Origin of the sequence: Candidatus Tisiphia endosymbiont of Hybos culiciformis (assembly GCF_964030975.1) — a bacterium.
GTDB lineage: Bacteria > Pseudomonadota > Alphaproteobacteria > Rickettsiales > Rickettsiaceae > Tisiphia.
Map to the genome: position 1 here is coordinate 1,519,900 of NZ_CAXIQH010000001.1, position 19,234 is coordinate 1,539,133.

At 35.4% G+C, this 19,234-nt stretch carries 21 protein-coding genes and 1 pseudogene; 2 read left to right on the forward strand and 20 right to left on the reverse strand.

Annotation, left to right across the window (positions count from 1 at the left end):
• The first annotated feature begins 8 nt into the window (after window positions 1-8).
• Window positions 9-143: a hypothetical protein gene (locus ACQH2P_RS08240; protein ID WP_425363104.1), complete on the forward strand. Its 135-nt coding sequence runs from the start codon at window positions 9-11 to the stop codon at window positions 141-143.
• On the opposite strand, the gene ACQH2P_RS08245 is transcribed toward ACQH2P_RS08240, so the two are convergent.
• The 3 genes from ACQH2P_RS08245 to ACQH2P_RS08255 are packed head-to-tail and all read right to left on the reverse strand — an operon-like array spanning window position 140 to window position 1,785.
• Window positions 140-1,249: an IS66 family transposase gene (locus ACQH2P_RS08245; RefSeq protein WP_425363103.1), complete on the reverse strand. Its 1,110-nt coding sequence runs from the start codon at window positions 1,247-1,249 to the stop codon at window positions 140-142. The two genes, ACQH2P_RS08240 and ACQH2P_RS08245, sit on opposite strands and share 4 nt — an antisense overlap.
• A gap of 38 nt (window positions 1,250-1,287) precedes the next feature.
• Window positions 1,288-1,521 (reverse strand): hypothetical protein, encoded by a 234-nt coding sequence (locus ACQH2P_RS08250; RefSeq protein WP_425362621.1) that lies wholly within the window; start codon window positions 1,519-1,521, stop codon window positions 1,288-1,290.
• Window positions 1,522-1,551: 30 nt separating this feature from the next.
• On the reverse strand, window positions 1,552-1,785 hold the full coding sequence (locus tag ACQH2P_RS08255; RefSeq protein ID WP_425362589.1) for a hypothetical protein: 234 nt from the start codon (window positions 1,783-1,785) through the stop codon (window positions 1,552-1,554).
• A gap of 364 nt (window positions 1,786-2,149) precedes the next feature.
• On the opposite strand from ACQH2P_RS08255, the pseudogene ACQH2P_RS08260 reads away from it, so the two are divergent.
• Window positions 2,150-2,284 (forward strand): annotated as a pseudogene (locus ACQH2P_RS08260) (IS5/IS1182 family transposase); the annotation flags it as partial.
• Window positions 2,285-2,590: 306 nt separating this feature from the next.
• Here the strand turns inward: ACQH2P_RS08260 and ACQH2P_RS08265 are convergent.
• From ACQH2P_RS08265 to ACQH2P_RS08345, 17 genes are all read right to left on the reverse strand, one after another.
• Window positions 2,591-2,839 carry a Txe/YoeB family addiction module toxin gene (locus ACQH2P_RS08265; RefSeq protein ID WP_425363414.1) on the reverse strand — a complete coding sequence of 83 codons (249 nt, stop codon included), beginning with the start codon at window positions 2,837-2,839 and terminating at the stop codon, window positions 2,591-2,593.
• Complete coding sequence (locus ACQH2P_RS08270; RefSeq protein ID WP_425363413.1) at window positions 2,832-3,479, reverse strand: Panacea domain-containing protein; 648 nt, start codon at window positions 3,477-3,479, stop codon at window positions 2,832-2,834. Before ACQH2P_RS08270 ends, ACQH2P_RS08265 begins: the two co-directional genes overlap by 8 nt.
• Window positions 3,480-3,524: 45 nt before the next feature.
• Entirely contained in the window at window positions 3,525-3,863 is a 339-nt protein-coding gene (locus ACQH2P_RS08275) for a hypothetical protein (protein ID WP_425363763.1), read from the reverse strand.
• A protein-coding gene (locus ACQH2P_RS08280; RefSeq protein ID WP_425363764.1) for an IS5 family transposase occupies window positions 3,853-4,714 on the reverse strand; the annotation gives its coding sequence in 2 pieces (ribosomal slippage) (window positions 3,853-4,318 and window positions 4,317-4,714; 864 coding nt in all). The genes ACQH2P_RS08275 and ACQH2P_RS08280 overlap by 11 nt, the downstream gene beginning before the upstream one ends.
• A 65-nt stretch (window positions 4,715-4,779) precedes the next feature.
• Complete coding sequence (locus tag ACQH2P_RS08285; protein WP_425363765.1) at window positions 4,780-8,250, reverse strand: phage tail protein; 3,471 nt, start codon at window positions 8,248-8,250, stop codon at window positions 4,780-4,782.
• 507 nt (window positions 8,251-8,757) lie between these two features.
• Window positions 8,758-9,327: a hypothetical protein gene (locus ACQH2P_RS08290; RefSeq protein WP_425363766.1), complete on the reverse strand. Its 570-nt coding sequence runs from the start codon at window positions 9,325-9,327 to the stop codon at window positions 8,758-8,760.
• 176 nt (window positions 9,328-9,503) lie between these two features.
• Entirely contained in the window at window positions 9,504-10,841 is a 1,338-nt protein-coding gene (locus ACQH2P_RS08295) for a phage capsid protein (RefSeq protein ID WP_425363767.1), read from the reverse strand.
• A gap of 202 nt (window positions 10,842-11,043) precedes the next feature.
• Window positions 11,044-11,835 (reverse strand): hypothetical protein, encoded by a 792-nt coding sequence (locus tag ACQH2P_RS08300; RefSeq protein ID WP_425363768.1) that lies wholly within the window; start codon window positions 11,833-11,835, stop codon window positions 11,044-11,046.
• A 3-nt stretch (window positions 11,836-11,838) separates the two neighbouring features.
• Complete coding sequence (locus ACQH2P_RS08305) at window positions 11,839-12,774, reverse strand: Rpn family recombination-promoting nuclease/putative transposase (RefSeq protein ID WP_425363769.1); 936 nt, start codon at window positions 12,772-12,774, stop codon at window positions 11,839-11,841.
• Window positions 12,775-12,810: 36 nt separating this feature from the next.
• Window positions 12,811-13,098: a Bbp19 family protein gene (locus tag ACQH2P_RS08310; RefSeq protein WP_425363770.1), complete on the reverse strand. Its 288-nt coding sequence runs from the start codon at window positions 13,096-13,098 to the stop codon at window positions 12,811-12,813.
• A 10-nt stretch (window positions 13,099-13,108) separates the two neighbouring features.
• Window positions 13,109-14,689 carry a portal protein gene (locus tag ACQH2P_RS08315; RefSeq protein ID WP_425363771.1) on the reverse strand — a complete coding sequence of 527 codons (1,581 nt, stop codon included), beginning with the start codon at window positions 14,687-14,689 and terminating at the stop codon, window positions 13,109-13,111.
• Complete coding sequence (locus ACQH2P_RS08320; RefSeq protein WP_425362678.1) at window positions 14,682-15,341, reverse strand: hypothetical protein; 660 nt, start codon at window positions 15,339-15,341, stop codon at window positions 14,682-14,684. The genes ACQH2P_RS08315 and ACQH2P_RS08320 overlap by 8 nt, the downstream gene beginning before the upstream one ends.
• The gene (locus ACQH2P_RS08325; RefSeq protein WP_425363772.1) at window positions 15,334-16,248 is read right to left on the reverse strand and encodes a hypothetical protein; all 915 of its coding nucleotides are present in this window, start codon (window positions 16,246-16,248) and stop codon (window positions 15,334-15,336) included. Before ACQH2P_RS08325 ends, ACQH2P_RS08320 begins: the two co-directional genes overlap by 8 nt.
• A 58-nt stretch (window positions 16,249-16,306) precedes the next feature.
• Entirely contained in the window at window positions 16,307-17,749 is a 1,443-nt protein-coding gene (locus ACQH2P_RS08330; protein WP_425363773.1) for a hypothetical protein, read from the reverse strand.
• 57 nt (window positions 17,750-17,806) lie between these two features.
• Window positions 17,807-17,962, reverse strand: coding sequence for a hypothetical protein (locus ACQH2P_RS08335; protein ID WP_425362796.1), 156 nt, complete (start codon window positions 17,960-17,962; stop codon window positions 17,807-17,809).
• Window positions 17,886-18,389, reverse strand: coding sequence for a hypothetical protein (locus ACQH2P_RS08340; protein WP_425362795.1), 504 nt, complete (start codon window positions 18,387-18,389; stop codon window positions 17,886-17,888). Before ACQH2P_RS08340 ends, ACQH2P_RS08335 begins: the two co-directional genes overlap by 77 nt.
• Window positions 18,390-18,859: 470 nt before the next feature.
• Window positions 18,860-19,216 carry a DnaA N-terminal domain-containing protein gene (locus ACQH2P_RS08345; RefSeq protein WP_425363774.1) on the reverse strand — a complete coding sequence of 119 codons (357 nt, stop codon included), beginning with the start codon at window positions 19,214-19,216 and terminating at the stop codon, window positions 18,860-18,862.
• Window positions 19,217-19,234: the final 18 nt, after the last annotated feature.

Below are 19,234 nucleotides of genomic sequence, written 5' to 3' on the forward strand. Positions count from 1 at the left end.
ATGCAGTTTTGCTGCAAGTATACAAACTTTCCCCATCTGATAATTCATCTTATCAAATTTGCTATAGAACCTTACACATTCTTATTCATAATGGTGATCCTAGTTCTGCCAAACTCTCCAATGATTGGCTTCCTGTCATTTAAGCTGCTGTCTTGATTAATTCCGTATTATTTATATATCTTGCATAGGCAAAAGGCGTATAATTCGTAGGATGCTTCTTTGCTTTGCTGCTCTGCTCTTGCAGCCAATTTAAATATTTAAAGGCATTGATCTCGTTCTCACTACAAGTCTTTACTATACTATACAGACCACTATGTATCTCAGCACTATTGATTGTTTTAAAGAATAATGAATTCTTCCTTTGTAAAATAATGGTACGTAGTGACCTCTCAGCCCAATTATTATCAAGACTGCTAACTGGAATTTTCAAAAATTGCGTCAAACCTTCTTTATTATTTAACCAATATTTCATAGCTTGCCCAAACCTACTATTAGGCTCAACTTTCTTGTCGTTAAATAATTCGTCTATTTTGTTATATATGTTTTCTATATATTTACTGCTATGTTCCTGATGGTACTTCAGCTTTTCCTCAAGGCTCATCTCTTTACATTGATGTTCATTATGGTAAATCCCACCAGTCTGTTTGAGAAAATATCCGCATTCTTCAGGGTAATATGGTTCATTCTCTGTAAATTTTCTCTGCCCATGTGACAAACAATTGATCATCACTATTATTGCCAGTAATTCTTTATCTGCTTCTGATAATACCGGGTTATTATTGTTACTTGCATCAGTCATTAAATGAATAGAATCAGTCCTATTCTTACGATTCTTTAGTACGTTACCAATATTTTCCCCGCCATGCTTATTACCGGTAAAATATAAAACTATCACCTCATTATTGGCAGTCTTAGCACATATAGTAGTGGTATAACAACTGCGTCCTTTCTTATTTTGAGCTCGTAATTTTTTATTGGCTACAGTAATTTCTAAAATCCTGGCTCTAGTATCATCAAGGTTCAGTGAACTACATTCGGCAGCCATTTCTAATAATACCCTGTAAATTTCAGCTCCACCATCTTCTTGCCAAACATCTAAATATTGTTGCCACAGAGTGCTATATGATACAGGAACCCCGCTTAAACTTTGCAACCTAGATAAACGATAGAAGGGAGTACCGTAGGTCTTTTGTAACACTATTGCACTTTTGCTACTATTTGTCCATTTGTTGATATTCTTATTGTTCATAACTGTATAATCGCAAGCATTACAGCGTAACGTTTTCTTTACATATCTGTTGACTGTAATTGGAGCATTACCTGTAAATTGTAGCAATTTTCTAGCTTCACTATTATAGAGTTTACCATTATCACAGTGAGGACAGCTATCACCACTACAAAAATTCTCAGGAGATAAATAGCTGGTATTCGCATCCTGATAATCATCAAATCCATATTTACCTTGCCAATTACTGCGATCTCTCTTCTTGGACTCATCGTACTCTTCTTCATTACCACCATTCTTATTATCAGATTCACTCGGTGGTTCTTTTAATGAATCTGAACTATCTTTTTTTTGTTATCTGCCTTAAAACCAATCATCATCTCCTTAAGCTTATTTATACTGATGTTTGATGATGCTAGCTTGTCTATTAGTTCGTTACAAAATTTCACAAGTTCTATCACCGCTTGCTGATCATCTCCTGTTAATGAACTTGCCTTAATATGTTGTATTAGTTCTTCTCGTTCCTCAGCACTTAAGGTCGCTACTTTTGGCTTTTTCATTTTGATTCATTCATTACGTTTAATAATTGAAATGTTATAGTATAACTGATAGTTTTTCAACCAGTTTTTTTACTAATCGGTGATATTTGCATAGTAGGAACCCAAATTTATAAAATAAATTCATACTACCAAAAAAATTTAATAGAGTTATGCAGTTTTGCTGCAAGTATACAAATCATTTCATGGCAATCCATATGATGGTCATACATTATCGCAGACTGTAGAGGTTGTAAAGAAATTAACAGGAGTGGGAATAGCCAGGACATTTGTTGATTTAGGCTATAAGGGGAATAATTTTAAAGAAAAAGACAAGGTGTATAGCCCATATTGCAAGAAGAAGCTATCCTCAGATGATAAGGCAATGATCAAGAGAAGAAGTGCTATAGAGCCGATAATAGGACACCTTAAGCATTATGGTAGAGTTGGCAGAAATTACTTAAAAGGAGTAATAGGAGATATAATAAATCCGTTAATTTCCGCTGTAGGATTGAACTTACGGTGTATTGCTAATCACCTGCTCAAAACAAATTTTTCTACATAAAAATTAGCAAATAAAGAAAATTAATCAAACGATTACAAAATCGTTAACAAAACGTCATGCAAAAATTTTCTAAAAATCATCTTTTTATATCAAAAAATTACATCAGAACAATTAAACTCTAAAATTTTATACAAAAATTTTTTGCTAAGGTGCTAATTTTTGAATTTTTTGCACTTTTGACGGGGAGACTATGTAATGGCATTCTGTTAATCTTCTAACCTATTATTTCTAGGTTCTTATATCTTTAAATTATGATATAAGAACCTAATAATGCCCTTTACAGCTCTCTATCTGGATAATTTGCGTTTCATCATTAAAAGAATATATCAATCTATGCTCATGATCTATTCTTCTAGACCAAAAACCGCTTAATTTATGTTTTAAAGGCTCAGGCTTTCCTATCCCGTCATATGGTGTTAGGAGAATATTATCTAGCAATTTCTGAATTCGTTTGTCTATTTTAGGATTTGTACACTGCCAGAATCGTCTTTGCTCAAGTGCTTCATTAGACAAGCAGATAACTCTCAATTTCCCCCCTTTTTTCTTGTAATTCTTTTTTTGCTTTTAAAAGCTGTTCTGTAATATCTTCTGCAGGAACTCCACTGTCATAATTCATCCACCATTGATCTTCAGCATTTTCTATTTGAACAATATCTTCTTTTGAAATTGATAAAAGATAATCTTTAATATCCTTTATTACATCAGTTTTAAAGAACTTACACATTTCTTCTTTCGTAATAATTTTATTTTGGCGTATAATAGCTTCACACCAAATAGAATGTGTATGTGTTAAATTACGTAAATACGCAGCTGTATGCTCACCATAAAAAGAATAGACTTTATAAATTAATTCTTTCTGATTTTTACTATAAATATCAAAATCTATTTCTCCAGGCGAAGGAATGCCATCAGCTTCAAAATTACCAAATGTTAAACGTAAAGCTCGTGTCACTGGTCCATGTTTCCATGCTTCAATCTCTTCTGTAAAAAGCGGTCTATCAAATAAAGCAAGACTTATTCCTTGGGCAAAATATATTAGTTTTTGTAGCTTTAGCTGGGTTATGGTATCGCCAGCTTTTCTATCTACTAAAACTAAAAAATAATTAGCTATATCCAAACAACTAAGTATCTTGTCTCTTTGTTTTTTATTCATAACTATTCTTAAATTTTGTTCACAGAATCTAGACCCCTTACCAAATTAACTTACGCTACCCTTGTAATTTGGTAAAATCTTTGCCTTAGCATATATTTTCAGTATACTAACTGGGTAAGGTTTATCAACCTTAAAAGTAACATCAATATCAGTTTTTATTTCCCCATGCATAATAAAATTTACCCAACCTGATTGATAAGGAGTGGCAAATAAGTCACACACTTCTTTAGTAGCTGTTGATGTTGTTAAATATTTCTTATCATTAACCAATCTAATCAACGCATCACTATCTACATATCTACTATTAATATGTTGCCTATCTATTTGCCCATTATCAAGCCTTTCTTCAATAGACTTCCTGCATAAATATTTATTAAGTTTCAAAATTACAAATTCCTGCTATTAAATTTACTCTTAAAGCAAATCTTTTTCTTCTATTTCTGTAACGATCGGCAATAATCTTAAAACGTTTTATTCGTCCAATAATATGTTCGCAAGTAACCCTTTGTGACGCAATATTTTGATTATTCTTTTTATCTTCGTTTGTTAAAGGTTTCTTCTTACTTTTCTTTTTAGGCAAAAAACTATTACTGTGAAGCTTCTTCATACCTTGATAACCTGAATCTCCTAGAAGACTAACTTCAGGGTGAATCAAAATTTTTGATTCTTTAAACAACTTAAAATCATGCTTTTTACCATTGGCAAAATTTGTACATATAATCTTCTTACTTTTTTTATCTACCACAATTTGTGTTTTTAATGTATGTCTTTTTTTCTTACCAGAATAATAATATCTTTGCTTATTCTTGCGGTTCTTTACTCTCTTTTTCTTCCTGACTTTTTTTAGGGCGTTCGCATGGAGACTCGGCTACATCAACTAAAATAACTTCATACTCTATATCACTTTTACTAAGAGCTTTACGTCCTGGCAAAGCAAAGTCTTTTGATTTTACTAAAACATTTTCAACCCATCTTATGATACGCAATGCTGTTGTCTCATGAACTCCATAACTAGTTGCAATATGAAAATAAGTTCGGTACTCACGCAAATATTCAAGCGTTAATAAAAGTCTGTCTTCCACACACAACTTGTGAGGCTTACCAGACTTTATTTTCTGCACCTTCTCCGATTCTTGTAATATGTTAACCATCAGGTTAAAGGTTGCCTTCTTAACTCCAGTTAATCTTCTAAATTCCTCTTCCTCTAACCTTTTGCTCTGATCGTATTTTGACACTATCCATTACCATAATTTTTCTAACAACAGACTTTTAAATCAATTATTTTATTCCTGCAACTTATTTATGCAGGAAGTCTAATATAACCACCTTTACTATTAAAGACCTTCAATCCAAGTTCCGCATCTTTTTTAGGAGCATGTTCTACCTCATCCGGAAACATCAGGGGAAAAGTCTGTAATATCGAAGAATAAGGAAAGCCTACCGACAAATGTCTTACTGGATGTTTTAGCCTTATCAACTCATTATCAATAATCCTCAAATCATGTAATTCCTCATCACCAATAATAGATACGGCAATTTTCTGAAAGATTGGCAATATAGTGGCAATATTTATTTGCTGGAATGATGGTAGACAGTTACGAGCTATACTACTTAGCTCATAACCACCAATATCAGGAAATAGTTTTTTAAAAACTGGAAAATATCTTTTTGATAACAGTAAATATTTCTCTAATTTTAGGCTCTTCTCATCTTCAAGAATATCTTTCAATAAAGCCGGATGAAAACTAGGCATAATTAACTGACAATACTCAATAATGTTACGTTGCAAATAAGCTAGCCCTTCTTTGAATTCTTGCATTTGCTCAAATATTTTACCCGCTAGTGGCTCAATACCATCTTCCTCACTATATACCGATGCTCTAGAGGACGATAAACTCCCTGCATAAGCCAATCTAGTTGGTGATTTTGTCGTTGAAACTCGCCTCCGCTCCTCGCGTACGTCTGTGTACGCTGCGGTACTCGGCTTCGTTTCTCCTAAAAATCCCTCAGCTATCTTTGACTTATGCAGGGAGTTTAATGAGGATAGGTTGCCTCCCCCCATTATCGGGGCAATTCTGTTTGTTACTTCATCTACAATATTATCGATAGTTTGACTAAAACTATCAGACAAAATATATTCCCTAATATCTCTGCTTAATGGTTTATCGAGTATTATACTTCTTAGGCAATCAACTATTTCTTCTCGTCTTTTGAAATTGCTCAGCTCATTAATCTTGTTGTCATTATGTATTTGTTGTAATTTATCGATTAATTGATTAGTAATGATTGATAATTTATCATTTATTTGTTGCTTGCTAGTATGTTGGTCAAATCCAATAATTTGCTGGCTAATTAATTGTTTAGTTTGCTCACCAAATATATATTTAGTTAGTTCTGGATGAGCGATATTTAGCAATTCTGGGTAAAAATCCACTCCAGTTTTGGCAAAAAACTTTTTTAAATTAACTAGCAATCCAGACTTTTTATCACTATCCTGCTGGGCATAATATAGTAATATTTTCTTATTGATATGGCTAACCGCTGACCGCATCTCTTGTATTTCTCTACTTACTTCAAACTGTAGATCGATATTCTGCTTGGCAGTTGCCATAATATCTTGCACTGTACCAGCAATGAACCGGATTAGCTCGGTATTTAGCTTCTTTATTTGCAGACAAATAGTTGGACGAAAAGAAAAAGCACTATTAGGCAGATATTCCATCAAGCCACCATCTCTTAAAATAGCTGGTACATCGCTTTCGTTTAGCGCTTCCACCGCTTCAATAATATCACCACCAAGCCGCTCACCATCATATAATAATTGCTCGATTGTAACAAAGCTTTCAGGATTATTTAAAAATAAATTGTCTAATTCCGCATAAATGCGGGAGAATATTCGATGATAGGCAAAAGATACCGCAAGAATGTTCATAATCTTAGGTAAATAATTTTGATAATATTTTTGCAGAAAATTCTCTATCTCTGTTCTATGTTCATCATAATTAGCAACTAGCCTATTTTTGTATTTAAAACAATCACCAACATTATCGATCTTAAGTCTCAAGATAGTTTCTGCTTGAGCTTGTACAATATGCTCTAGCTTGGTTATATCACCTCTAAACTCATAAGCACTATCGTCCTTTAATGATTGCATCATTGACCGATAAGCAGCATTCTCTCCAGGCTGTTGGATATTTACGTGACAATCAGCATAAACTGCTTTATCAGTAACAAAATGCTTGGCAGAAAAATAACGAGTTTGCAGTACTTCTAGATATTCCTTGCTGCTTACACCAGTATCATCACTTCTCCGAACATGCAAATATAACATATCGCCACTTTCCGCATAGATTGGCGTGATGCCTAATACTTGACCATCGCCACCCAGCCAATGTTGTGACCAGCCCATAATTTTTAAATCATGCGAATAGATAAAACTAGCAAAAGAGCCATTTTTTAGCACTGCCACTATCATCGAAAAGGGGCTATTACAGCCGACAATTTGTCTAATACCACCAGCAAATATATGTTCAGCATAAGCAGTGATGTCTGATATCTGAAAACCGCCTTTTTCTTGTGAATAATACAAACTATTGATTTTACAGCCATTACCTTCAACAAAGAAGATGGTCTTACCGATTATTACTGGTTTCAGTGGTGATATCGGTAGCTCAATCTCTTTATGGATTTTAACAAACTCTCCCTTAGCTCGATCTCCTTCTTTGACTAAATAAATACCATCACTAGTGCCTAATAATAACTCATCGGCAAAAGGCACCGACCATAGGACATTATCAAAAGTAGATGAAGAGAAAGTAGCTGAAAAAGCACTTAACGGGTTACGAGCCTCTAGCAAAGTCCTATATGCCATCCTAAAATCACTAAAATCCCCCTTATAGCTTGCCCAAATTGAATGAATATTTTTATTAACCCCAAAGCACCATAGTCGGTTTTCAAAAGTAACCACTGAAGTACAATATAACTTCTCCTGCTCAGCTTTGTAGATGGGAGATTGATTACCAACATATCTTGTATTTTCTGCTCGTTGGTAAAGGTCTTTTAATGTATTGTTAATTTGATCTACTTCCGCTCCATAGATTACCTCATTAAAAGGTTTTTGTATGGTATTATATCCTTCTTGCCTTACAGTAAAATAATTAACTTGGCATTTTAGAGGCTCAATAATAAACATCTTATCTTTACCAGGAAAATTACTGGCTAGCTCATAGCTACTACTTGAAGCTATCTCAGCTCTTTCACCATATTCTACCTGTCTCTTTCTTGCCTGTTCTTCAATATGTTGGTAAAATTGCTCGACAATTTGCGGATCAACGGAGAATTTAAAAATTGGTCTCTTATTACCAAAGGAGATATAAGCAATTCCTTGAAACACTACATAAGAAAAATCCTTAAGGCGAAAATGGAAATTTTGTCCCTCATCCTGTATAACTTTACTAGTTAACAACAATTCACCACCAACAAAGAATAAGCAGCGAGTCTCTAGCTGGTGCGATTCGAAAACCAGCAAGTAGGATAATTTCCTTGAAAACATTACGGCTGCCATTTTCTTTGGCACATTATCAGTGAACAAATGAACAAATTGTGTACCATGTCTACGCATAATGCCACCTGATGGCATTAACATGAAGTTAATCAGCTTCTTAACGCCATTCTGATATAATGCTAGCTCAGTTCTACCTTCAATGGTTGGTGTTAGCTCACCACCTGAAAAGTTGTTTTTCTGTGAGTAAACAAATTGTTCTTGTTGCATAAATTCCCCCGTTCTTTTAAAAATTGTTAATACAATTTTTAAAAGAATGCATAAACAATGAACTGGCAAGAATTCAAGGCGGCTTTCATTTCTGCCAGCAAACATTATGGTTCCTATTAATTATTAGTAAATATAACAGATTTTTATGCTCCACTAATATCTGTTCTCATTATTTTTGCAGGATTGTTTATTTTTTCCTGACTTAGGCTCTGTGAAGGTTTCTAAAGTGACCTAATTTTGGCTCTTTTTTGCTACGAATAAACATGATTTTCTTGAAATAGGTACACTATTCCTTCAGAAATCCTATTTATTCTCACTAAAAAATAGCTCAAAATATAGATCAATAAGAAACCTTCACAGAGCCTAGTTTAACCGCATCTTTTAAAGGCTTATCCTTATCCCGAATTTAGGTTATTAGTAGTTATCCTAATACTATATATTCTACTAATAGTTACTTGTCAAACAATTATTTTCTATTTTTATACAATATTATTAAAAAAATTTTTATTATACTTCGCCGGAATTAATTAGGTTATAATCAACCGCATAAATTCTTCTTGTTTCTTCTAATTTGATCAAATATTGTTTTTTTAGTCCATCAGCAAATATACTATCGGAATACATAGCAAATGATACTTGTGAGGCTAACGATAAAGCCGCTAATAACTTAAAGCTGGCAGGTACTTGTTGCCAAATAGTCGTATCGTTATTTAGTAAATTATCAACAATCTTTCTGCTGTAATAAAACAGCGAAGTAAGTTTACCCCCCTTAAAGTAAATCTTACCTTCTTCTGTATAAAATTGTAGGTTAGATGGCACTATTACCGCACATTTAATGCAATCGTTAATATCCGGTATTTCGGTGAAGTTGTTTCTATTAGCTTTATTAGTTTCAATATTATCAACTCTCCGTAAGGCAAATGACCATTTAACCATTAGCACAGTATCTTCAATAGCAGGATTAACAAACTCCTCACATAATTCCTCGGCTTTTGATATCCTGCCACCACCAATGCTACTAATACCAACATTTGAGCCAAGTAACACTACTGCCTTCTTGATAACTTCATATTTCACGGTAGTACACTATTAGACTTCCTGCATAAATCAATCTAGTTGGTGATTTTGTCGTCGAAACTTGCCTCCGTTCCTCACGTACGTCTATGTACGCTGCGGTACTCGGCTTCGTTTCTCCTAAAAATCTCTCAACTATTTTTGACTTATGCAGGAAGTCTATTGAATAAATTTTGTAGTTAGGCATCCTCATTTTCACTCTCAACAATACCACCACCAAACTCATCATCTTCAGCACCACCACCACCATCAACAGCAGCAACATTGGCAGCCGCTCTTCTCATGACCACCCCTCGTACTCTAGTAGCTAAATTGTCGTTGGCAATTACTGCTAAATCATTTTCATTAATATCCTCTGTATTATCACTATTCCGACATTGATTGCCAAACATCTGCCATGGCATTGTTATGCTATGCACACCTCTTCGGTGATTCTCGTTGGCTATTGCTTGCCACAATACACCATGATGGCTGTTGCGATCGTAATTCTCTAAACATTTAATTACTACTACTGCTTGTTCATTGTCACGGCTAGCTCCAAAGGCTTCACTGTAATATAATACCTTGGCATAGTGATATTGTAACAGCTCTTCAACGCCCTTCTTGTTAGAACCACTGACCGTGTTAAATCTTATGGCTCCTTCATTAAAGGCATAGCAGTCTCTAACAGCATATCTAGGACGATTACCCTCCCCAGTATTATCAAATATACCACCTAACATCTCGCTAGTAATAAAGGTAAATCCTAAGAAACTATTAACTTCACCACTTACTAAAGCTCTAACGTTATTATAGTCATAATTGGTAATTTGCGGATCACGTAATAAGTCTGAGATTTGATTGCTTGAGCATAGTAAGTATAATTTATCATACATACCAAAAGAACGTTTTTTTAAGATATGATGAGCTTTTATTAGTTTATCAACTGTTAGCCCGGCTCTTTTCGAGCTAATGATACCTCTGTTGGCAGCAACTGCAGCTTGAGCATTTAAGCTTAAATTAACATCAGTAACCCTAATTCCTACCGGTACCACATTATTAGCTACATCAAAGTTAATGACATTGCTACCTGTCCGTCCCGCTCTGACTGGACTGGCAAAAGCACTGATAATAACCCGGTCTTGTTGTCTACCCATTGCCCAGCCTGCCATTTTAGGAAAATGTGAGGTGGGATCGGTTAATAGGTTTAGCTTATCGTTCCTATCCATGGTAGCGTTCCAATGGTAAGCAGCAGCAGTCAAAAAGCGTCTTGAAATAGTTGGTATTTTAAATTCTATTTGTTCTAGCTTGTCACGGTCTCCATCATCAGCGTAATGCCCATGCAAATGATTATCAGGGTCAATCGGGTGCCTAGTTCTACTCTCCACCTCATGGGTAGTCATTGACTCAAAACTAATTACCTCAGTATCCTGCGTACCATTTGTAACGCATTTTCGTAGTTTAGAGCCTTCTTGTTGAATAACTAGGTTGATATTTTTGGCAAATTGTTCTTTAAGACCATCTGTTATTTGTTCCATTTTTTCCTCCTCAAATAATCTATCAATATTTAAAGTACGATATCATTTATACTAGAATGTGGTCGTTGTTCGCTACACAACTAACGATTTTTCGGGTATATGCTATTAGTGGCTCTTTTATGATAGGTTATTGCGAAGTTGCAGCCTTAAAATGAGTTGTCACCTACATCAAACTTTAATGATTGGTTGGTTACGTTATTTTTTATTGTTTTTTGTCATAAGCGATTTTGTACAATTGTTCCCTACGTTTAACAGCTTGCTCATGTCCCGTATGATCTTTACTCTTTAATTTTACCACAAACTCGGGGTTAGATTCAAGTTTTTCTATCTCTGCTAATGCCCCATCCCTACTGTTAATTGCTGGTATCTCTTTACCAGTTACTAACGAGTCGGATTTTAAGGTTTCACCGACTTTAACTAATAAATCAACTAAAGCTGGTGAGTAATGTGAATCTTCAATTAATTTAGCCAGTTCTTTAGTGCCAAACTTAGATAAGGCTGCCTGCATCACTGTCATTTTACTGTCAAAACCTTCACCATAATTGTCTTTCAGCCAACCAATGTGAGAGTGACGTGTTTGCTCAATATCATTTTGTTGCTGTTTCTGCAAATCCTGCGAAAAACCATATAGAGAATTAAGTAGCTTCTCACCTTGCCTTTTAGATAATCCGCTTTGGTAAAACATGTCCTCATAACGAGCTAAATACTCTTCATCTTCTTTGGAGCGTTTATCAGTATATCTCTTATCTTCAGGCAGTCCCAAGCGACTATAGAATTTATGCCACTCTTCATCAGAGCTGTCATCTTTTGGCACAGCAACTCGCTGATTCAAGCTTTTCTCTGCTTCCAAATAGCTCTGAGCTAAAGATGATACATCTTTGAATTTGCCCAGTGACTCAGCTTTACGTATTTCCTCAGGCATATTAGTTAGCCAATCATTACCAGAGGAAGTAGGGCTAGTTTCATAGTTATTAGCAGTTACTTCTTTGCTCATAGGTTATTCTTCTTTTGAATTTTCAATTTCTTCTTTTAACACTTTTATTTCTTCAATGGTTAGTCCGGTAAATTCAATGATTTCATCTATTGGCTTTCTTTTAGTCAACATTTTCTTTGCCATCGCTATAGCTTTTTTTGCTTCGCCTCTAGCTTCACCTTCAGCTTTGCCTCTAGCTTCAGCATCTTCAATTTGTTGCTGTTCTACCGCTAAATTATCAAAACGAGCTTTGGTCATTTGCTCATAGGTGTTAAGCTCTGCCTCCGACCAGCTAGCTTGGTCTACTGCCTCAAATGCTCTCCTTATAATTTCATCCTTACCTATTAAATTCTCTATTTCTGTTAATGTTAATGCACTATCTCCTGCATGCTTGAAAAAATACATCCATTTTTCTTCAATAGTTTTTAGCTCATTAATAGTTTTATTAAATTTCTCGAGTTCTAAAAAGACAAAGTAAAAATCTTTTAAATCATTGGCATAGCTCTCTGTATCTAAAATACGATGCTGCGATTTCCAATGTTTTTTATCGTCAAACATCACAAAATCAGCTATTGCTAAAAATATCACTCCTTTTAATTTTGCATATACTGCCTGTTTCTTGTGGTTCTCATCTTCTTTAATTATTTGCTGAGAATATGCTTTAGCTGCATAATATTGGGCTCTTTTCTCAAATCCTGGATGCTTACTTACCTGCATCTCTACTATGAATTGATTACCGTGTTGATCTTTACATAAAACATCAACTATAGACTTTCTGTAAATAGCAATATCAGGAACTTGGATAGTTGGTAAAAACGTCACCTCAATTATTTGCTCATCTCCTTCACACTTGAGAACATCATTTAAAAAATGCACGAGTATATCTTTGTTCTTTTCCGTACCAAAGATTTTACGAAAACAAAAATCATTTTTAGGATCAAGAAACTTTGATAAAAACATATAACATAACCTCTTAATTGTTACTAAATATCGCTATTACTTATCTGATTCATTAGTATTTTTAGTACCATCGATATTATTAACTCCATCATCTTCTGAAATCTGCGAGCAGATATATAGGAACAAAGCTCGGTGTCCTTCCAGAAAGGCAGTGTAATCACTTTCCTGCCGAACGAAATTGCTGCGATATATACCACTCATTTGAGCTAAATCCTCTAATACTATCTTACCATCTTCTCCACTAAAAAGCTTGCAATAAATTGATTTTAATTGCTCTTTTGTTAGTAAATTTGGTGAGGATGAGGAGTTAATTGATAGTTTCATTTGTTCTTCCTTACCCTTGTACCTGTTGTTGCTGCTGTTGTAATTGTTGCATTTGCATCATCTTACGTTGTTGTCTGATTTGTAATACTTCTTGCTCGTTCTTAAGGATTGAGCTTGGGGCCCCTCTCAGCTCAAAAAATAGTTTAAAACATTCGTCCCAGTTAATATTATCATAGATTTCAGGAAAAAAGTTACTGATACCACTCCGTTGGAAAAAACCTAATACTTGCTCAACGCTGGCTATTGCTGATGTTTTCTGTGCCTTGGATAATGGTGAAACATATTCAATCTCTATCTCGGGCGGGCTATTTGCTCCCTCTAAGATCGGGACTCTGTTGTATTTGATAAGAGTTTGATATATTGCCATGATTAACGGATTTAACAACTCACTCTCAATTCTACCAACCATCGGAGACATTAAACGATATTGTTCCTCCGTCCTAATTTGCACCTCGGTAGCAGTCATTTCTTTGTTTTCCTTTTGCATCCTGAATATATCGATATAGAATGCCTTATATATGGCATCGCGACATTGATTTTGTTCGATCTCAGTAGGCAAAATATTTTCCATACCAGTTAGTGGTATTATTTTATCTGCCATACCATTGCGATAGAAGTTAACACTGCCTGGCGTAGTATAGAGCGGTAAGTAATATCCGTCTTTTGGTACTAATAATGGTGGGTCTAGCTGTTTCTGGGCTACTTTCAGGGTGATTTGTCTTAAACTATTGAGCAGTTTAATATCAGGTAGCACATGATGAGCCGGAGCATAGCCATATACTTCACCTTCTTCTTTTACCCACCTTGTCACAAAAAATGGGAAATAAGAATAGCCTGATTGACTAATAATTTTTCGCTCAGATAAATAGATATATTCTGAACTATACTCTAATGTTGATGAACTAGATGTTGAGGGGCTAGCTGCCGTTGATTTTCTGCCTTTATTTTTCTGATTTTGAGATTGTGGGCTAACTATGTGCAATATTTCTACTATTTCATCAGGATTCCTAGCTAACCTCTCCTTGAAAGGGGCAAAGTCTTCCCATTTAGCTGATGCCGATTTTATCGGCATGCTAAAGAGTCGGTACATTGTCTTAACAAAACCAAACTTGTCCTCTTCAAAATAACATTCTTGTAAATTAATATTACGGAAGAACAGAGTTTGTGCTAATTCTAAATCTTCTTCAACATAAAATATCGCAGTACCAAAGGCTGATAAATTCAAGAAAAACTGATGAATCTGATTATAAAAATTAGAAGCCGGATTATTGAATATGTCCATTAGGGTTTTTTCTAGCATTTGAGCTAGCATGTTACGTTCAGTGGTGGTTAAATATTCCTGCTGCTCGTCATTTTCAGCGACTATAGTAAGGTTAAACCAGTTCATTGCTGGGTTTACCAACAAGCTTTGTAAACCTGATGCTAATTGCTCTCTTGACCAAATAGAAGTTGAATCAAATATTACTTTATTACTCTCAGTTTGTGGGCATACATATTTCTTCAGCTCATCCCATATATGATGCCATTTCTCCCTCTTGCTCTTGAGACTGTCAAAATATTCAATTTTTTTGTTTAAATCATTATCAGCCATATGCTGTTACCATATTACGTGTGTTTGTGTTTGGATTTATGGTTGAGTTTGGGTTTAAATATGGTTCGCCAAGCTTCTTTGACACTTTCTTGAGCTTCTTGATAAATTCGTTATCATATAACACCTCGTAGTTATATTTCTTGCCACTAGCTGCAGTCATGCTAGGCAAACCAAGGGTTAATCCTTCAATATCTTTAAGTGAGACTATCTTGCCCAGAGATTCAGATAATTTCGGTAAATCTTGTAGTCTAGGTACTGACCTCATGTTAAAATGTTCTACTGCTTGTTTTAAACCACCAAGCTCAGCTATCGGCATTTTTTCTAGTCCTGATCTACCATATCTTGCCATTTGGTCTAAATTGCCTGACATACCATCATATTGATGGTTATTAGCAAGATCAATTTTTTCAAGGTTTCCCAGTTTATTAGCAATATTTGATGTGTTCATATAATGACCAATACCAACTAACCCTGAACCTGTCCCAGCAGCTATTCCTGCTCCGAGTCCTCCGAATCCTGCGAGTCCTGCGAGTCCCATAGTAGCTCCGAAGGTTGCGAGACCAAGAACTCCCCCCTGTACCAAACCAGTGATTCCAGCTGATTTCTCATATTTTCCAGCCCGCCACTTTACATCGTGAGCATAGCTATCCAACTGGCTTTGTGCAGATCCTACTATAACTCCTTAACTTATCTTGTAGACCCTGAATATGCGATTGCCGATTAGCATAATCAGTCTCTATTTGTTCTGCTCTGTTTTGCTGTTGTTTATATTGGTCAATCATGCTGGTTAATTGATATCTTGCCTGATCAAATTTACTAGTATCTTGCAATAGACGATCTTGACTTGCTTGATAGTTACCTAACTGATGCTCAAGCTCAGCTTTCTCCATACTTATATTTTTATGTTCCCTGGTAATATCATTCATAGAATAACGGATTTTCTCTTCTATTGCCTGACGTTGCTTTTTTAATGACTCAACATCTTGCTGATGTTTAGCAATTGCACTGCCGGCTTCTTCTTCAGTTAAACCTCGCAAACTGTCTTTCTGCTGGGCTACTCGATCGTAGAGATTTTGGAAGACACCCGGTAGTTGTTCCACTTCTCTCATTCTTGCTTCAAGAGCTGGAGCCTTCTGTTTTAAGCTTTCAAAAGATTGTTTAAGTTGCTGAGCTGAGGAAGATAACCTAGCTCTTTGGGCTTCTATATTCTTTAAGTTATTATCATATTGGCTAGCATACTGATTTAATTGGTTTTCCATCTCATAGCTTCTATTGCTATAGTGGTATTGTTGCCCTTCTAGAGAACGTAAACCCTGCATCGATTGCTGTATTTCGCCAGATAGATTATTGATAGTAGTTTGTGCTTCATGAGCATAATTATTATAGCGAATGCGTGATTCTTCATAGTTACGCTTGTGCCTTGCTAAATCAGCACCAGTAAGATACCTGACACCAGGAATCTTAGTAATACCCCTAATAATACCCTTAGAAACAGTATCGCTACAATAGGCTCCAACACACCCTGCACTTACAGCTAGGGCTGCTAACAATGGAAGCATTATACTACCTCATCCATATTATAGTTGTTTATATTTATACTACTTCCGCCCATCCTACTTACCTCTCCAAAGCATTATAATCATTCACCACTTTACGATATTGTGATATATTATATTGTGATTGCTGTTGCTCATTACCAGTTTTAGCATCCATCGCTAAATAACAAAAGCTCTCGGTTATATCAGTAGCTCTCGAGGAGCTAGAATGCACGCCCCTTTTAGTAGCATCAAACTCATAGAGACCATTAATACCACGCTGACATTTCTCGGCATCTATTCGGCACGTACCTAGCAAACTTCTTACTTTAGTTATCATCTCTTCCCGTAAATATTTCCTGCCAATAGCAAAAGGTGAGAAGCCTACTTTTTCTGCTATCTCGTTGGCTTGTTGTAATCTTGTATCCAAAGTCGGCATTTGCCTTCTACTCATATCATGGGGCAATACGTTACGTCCATATTGATAGGGTCTAGTTCGTAAATGATTAAGATAAAACTCTAAATCTTTACCCCTATTGATATAAAAATCGATAATATCAACATAGTCTTGTTTTTCTTGAACAAACCAAATCACCGTATAATCAACAATACCTATATCCCAATAAGTATTAACCTGATAGCTTGCATCAAATGGCACATAGCCAATACGCCCCTGACTTTCAGCCAGCCGTAATTGTTCAACAAAAGTACCACCCTGATCAGCTCTCTTGTAACGATAGGCAGCAAAGTCACAATAAAACTCTCTTTGAATCTCTTCATTAGTCATATCAACAGAGACTAACTTGTTTTTATCGACTAGTGGCTGTCCCTCATTATCGGTAGTATCTTCAATAGTTTTTATTTGGCAAAATACTTCCGGATTATCTTGGTATTTCCGGTATAATTCTTCACCATGTGTTAGTTTTGGATTATCGGAAGGAGTATATAAATAAAGCAACCAGCCATTATTACGAATTACCATCGGCTCTATAACACAGCTCATAGCTCGTGGATCATGGTAAGAATACTCTGAGATAACTGCTCCCTTAATACCACTACCCCTGATAGTAGCATAACGATCACTACCGACAAACTGAATCACTGAGCCATTTTTAAATAATATCCGTTGCTTATATTGCTGACTACGAGCAATAATCCCTTTAGGGATAAATGACATATAAGGACGCCCTGATAGTGTCATACCATCCCATATACTCATTTTAGCTTGATTATAGGTAGGATAAACATACCAATAAATGCCAACTTCCCGAATGGCACTAGCAGTGATCCAATTAATACCCATAATATCCTTACCAGCTCTTCTATGCCAAATTGCTATAGCTTTCTTCCCACCAGAGTATAAATATCTCCACAAAGGTAGCTGGAATGGATAGGGTGACCAATCCACCGGAAATTTAAGACTTTTAGAAATAGGGCTAGGAAGCTCTTTGCTGGCTTTAGCTTTACTAGTAGTTTTCATCACTCTGGGCTTACCGCCCTTTGGCAATTGCGTATTCTGCTTCATATGATTCTATTTCAAAATTAGCTACATCTATCATTTTTGACATTTCTTGGGCTTTGGTTACCTGTTCACCTTCATCACTATTTTTCCTATGGTAACTATAGTGAAACCTATTGAATTAGGTGATACAAACTTTGTGTCATACCTGCGAAAGCAGGTATCTAGATTCCCGCTTACGCGGGAATGACAACTTACAATAGTTATGTTCTTTATCACCTAATCCTATAGGTATAACTATAGTATCATTTTTCCTCGTTTGATATTTCTGCGAATTAGCTTTAAGATATTCCAGCAACGACTTAGAACAATATTTTTTCTTAGTAGCAATTGCCTGATTATCCTTGTTATAAGTCACTTCTTCATAACCGTTAATTGCTCTGTCATATAACACCCCTTCTGCTCTATCTACCGCAATGGCTAAAGCTAAATTGACGCATTTGGCTAGATATTTATCGCTATTAATAATCCGGTGTAATCTAAGTGGTGAGATACAACCAGCCTTCTTAGCTGCAATAACAATGTTACCATGTTCACAAAGATATAATAGGAAATTAGAGATATCCTCTATTGAACCAAACTTACTGATGGTACTGGATGATATCTTTGCTAAATATTTTTCGAACAAACCATAATTTTTAATCATATAGAACTCTTTAAAAATCCCTTGTAATAACCTCTATTATACCTGATTTTCAGGTTTTTTACTACTTGAAAAATAAAAACTAAAAAAGTGAAATTTTTAATAACAAGTGATTAATTACCTCAAAAAAAATTTCGCGAAACGCCCCCCTATACCCCATTTTGTGCCACAGACACCCCCCGGGTGATTTTGTGGGCAATTTTTGCCAAAAAATGTAAAAAAGTGACAAAAACTGCTAAAAATCTCACCAGAATAGCTATAGATGATGAATTTAGGGGTGAACTTCTGCTGTACCAGCAGAAGCTCTACCTTTGTAAGCCGCATTACTCTCATACTTTCCAAATCCTTATAATCTCATATGTGATTTGTATGTACTTTTCAACCTTCAGTAATTGGTTGATTATTATTAACCTCTTTGTAATCATTCTTTTTTCTCGCTAATACAATTAGTCTTTTCTTCGGTTTGCCATAGCTTACAGTCCTGCCATTCTATCGACTTCCATCAACTCAAAAGTAAAATTCTGGCTATTGCAAGCATCTTCCAAAGCTTTTTTGTAATTAGTCCTAATCCAGTGTCCAATAAAGGCAGTGGTTGGTTTGAGAGTGATCTTATTGCAAGTCGTATCTTCTTCAACTGCTTCTAACTTGCTAAACCAGGATTTGTCCAAGTTCTCACCGTATAACTTTAACAAATATTGCCTTATTTTATACCACACTGACTCTGGGTTTAGTCCACTTAGCTCTAAATAATAATCCGATGGAGTTCTTTTGTTAGTAATACGCAATTGCAGAACCTCTTTGCCATATACCTCTTGCACTTTATTGAGCAATGTGCATTTATCAGGTTC

What these genes read in the sequence shown, in the direction of transcription:
- ACQH2P_RS08245 (WP_425363103.1), bottom strand. Translation starts at nt 1,249, where the DNA reads ATGAACAATAAGAATATCAACAAATGGACAAATAGTAGCAAAAGTGCA.
- ACQH2P_RS08250 (WP_425362621.1), bottom strand. Translation starts at nt 1,521, where the DNA reads ATGGTGGTAATGAAGAAGAGTACGATGAGTCCAAGAAGAGAGATCGCA.
- ACQH2P_RS08255 (WP_425362589.1), bottom strand. Translation starts at nt 1,785, where the DNA reads ATGAAAAAGCCAAAAGTAGCGACCTTAAGTGCTGAGGAACGAGAAGAA.
- ACQH2P_RS08270 (WP_425363413.1), bottom strand. Translation starts at nt 3,479, where the DNA reads ATGAATAAAAAACAAAGAGACAAGATACTTAGTTGTTTGGATATAGCT.
- ACQH2P_RS08285 (WP_425363765.1), bottom strand. Translation starts at nt 8,250, where the DNA reads ATGCAACAAGAACAATTTGTTTACTCACAGAAAAACAACTTTTCAGGT.
- ACQH2P_RS08295 (WP_425363767.1), bottom strand. Translation starts at nt 10,841, where the DNA reads ATGGAACAAATAACAGATGGTCTTAAAGAACAATTTGCCAAAAATATC.
- ACQH2P_RS08300 (WP_425363768.1), bottom strand. Translation starts at nt 11,835, where the DNA reads ATGAGCAAAGAAGTAACTGCTAATAACTATGAAACTAGCCCTACTTCC.
- ACQH2P_RS08305 (WP_425363769.1), bottom strand. Translation starts at nt 12,774, where the DNA reads ATGTTTTTATCAAAGTTTCTTGATCCTAAAAATGATTTTTGTTTTCGT.
- ACQH2P_RS08310 (WP_425363770.1), bottom strand. Translation starts at nt 13,098, where the DNA reads ATGAAACTATCAATTAACTCCTCATCCTCACCAAATTTACTAACAAAA.
- ACQH2P_RS08315 (WP_425363771.1), bottom strand. Translation starts at nt 14,689, where the DNA reads ATGGCTGATAATGATTTAAACAAAAAAATTGAATATTTTGACAGTCTC.
- ACQH2P_RS08325 (WP_425363772.1), bottom strand. Translation starts at nt 16,248, where the DNA reads ATGCTTCCATTGTTAGCAGCCCTAGCTGTAAGTGCAGGGTGTGTTGGA.
- ACQH2P_RS08330 (WP_425363773.1), bottom strand. Translation starts at nt 17,749, where the DNA reads ATGAAGCAGAATACGCAATTGCCAAAGGGCGGTAAGCCCAGAGTGATG.
- ACQH2P_RS08340 (WP_425362795.1), bottom strand. Translation starts at nt 18,389, where the DNA reads ATGATTAAAAATTATGGTTTGTTCGAAAAATATTTAGCAAAGATATCA.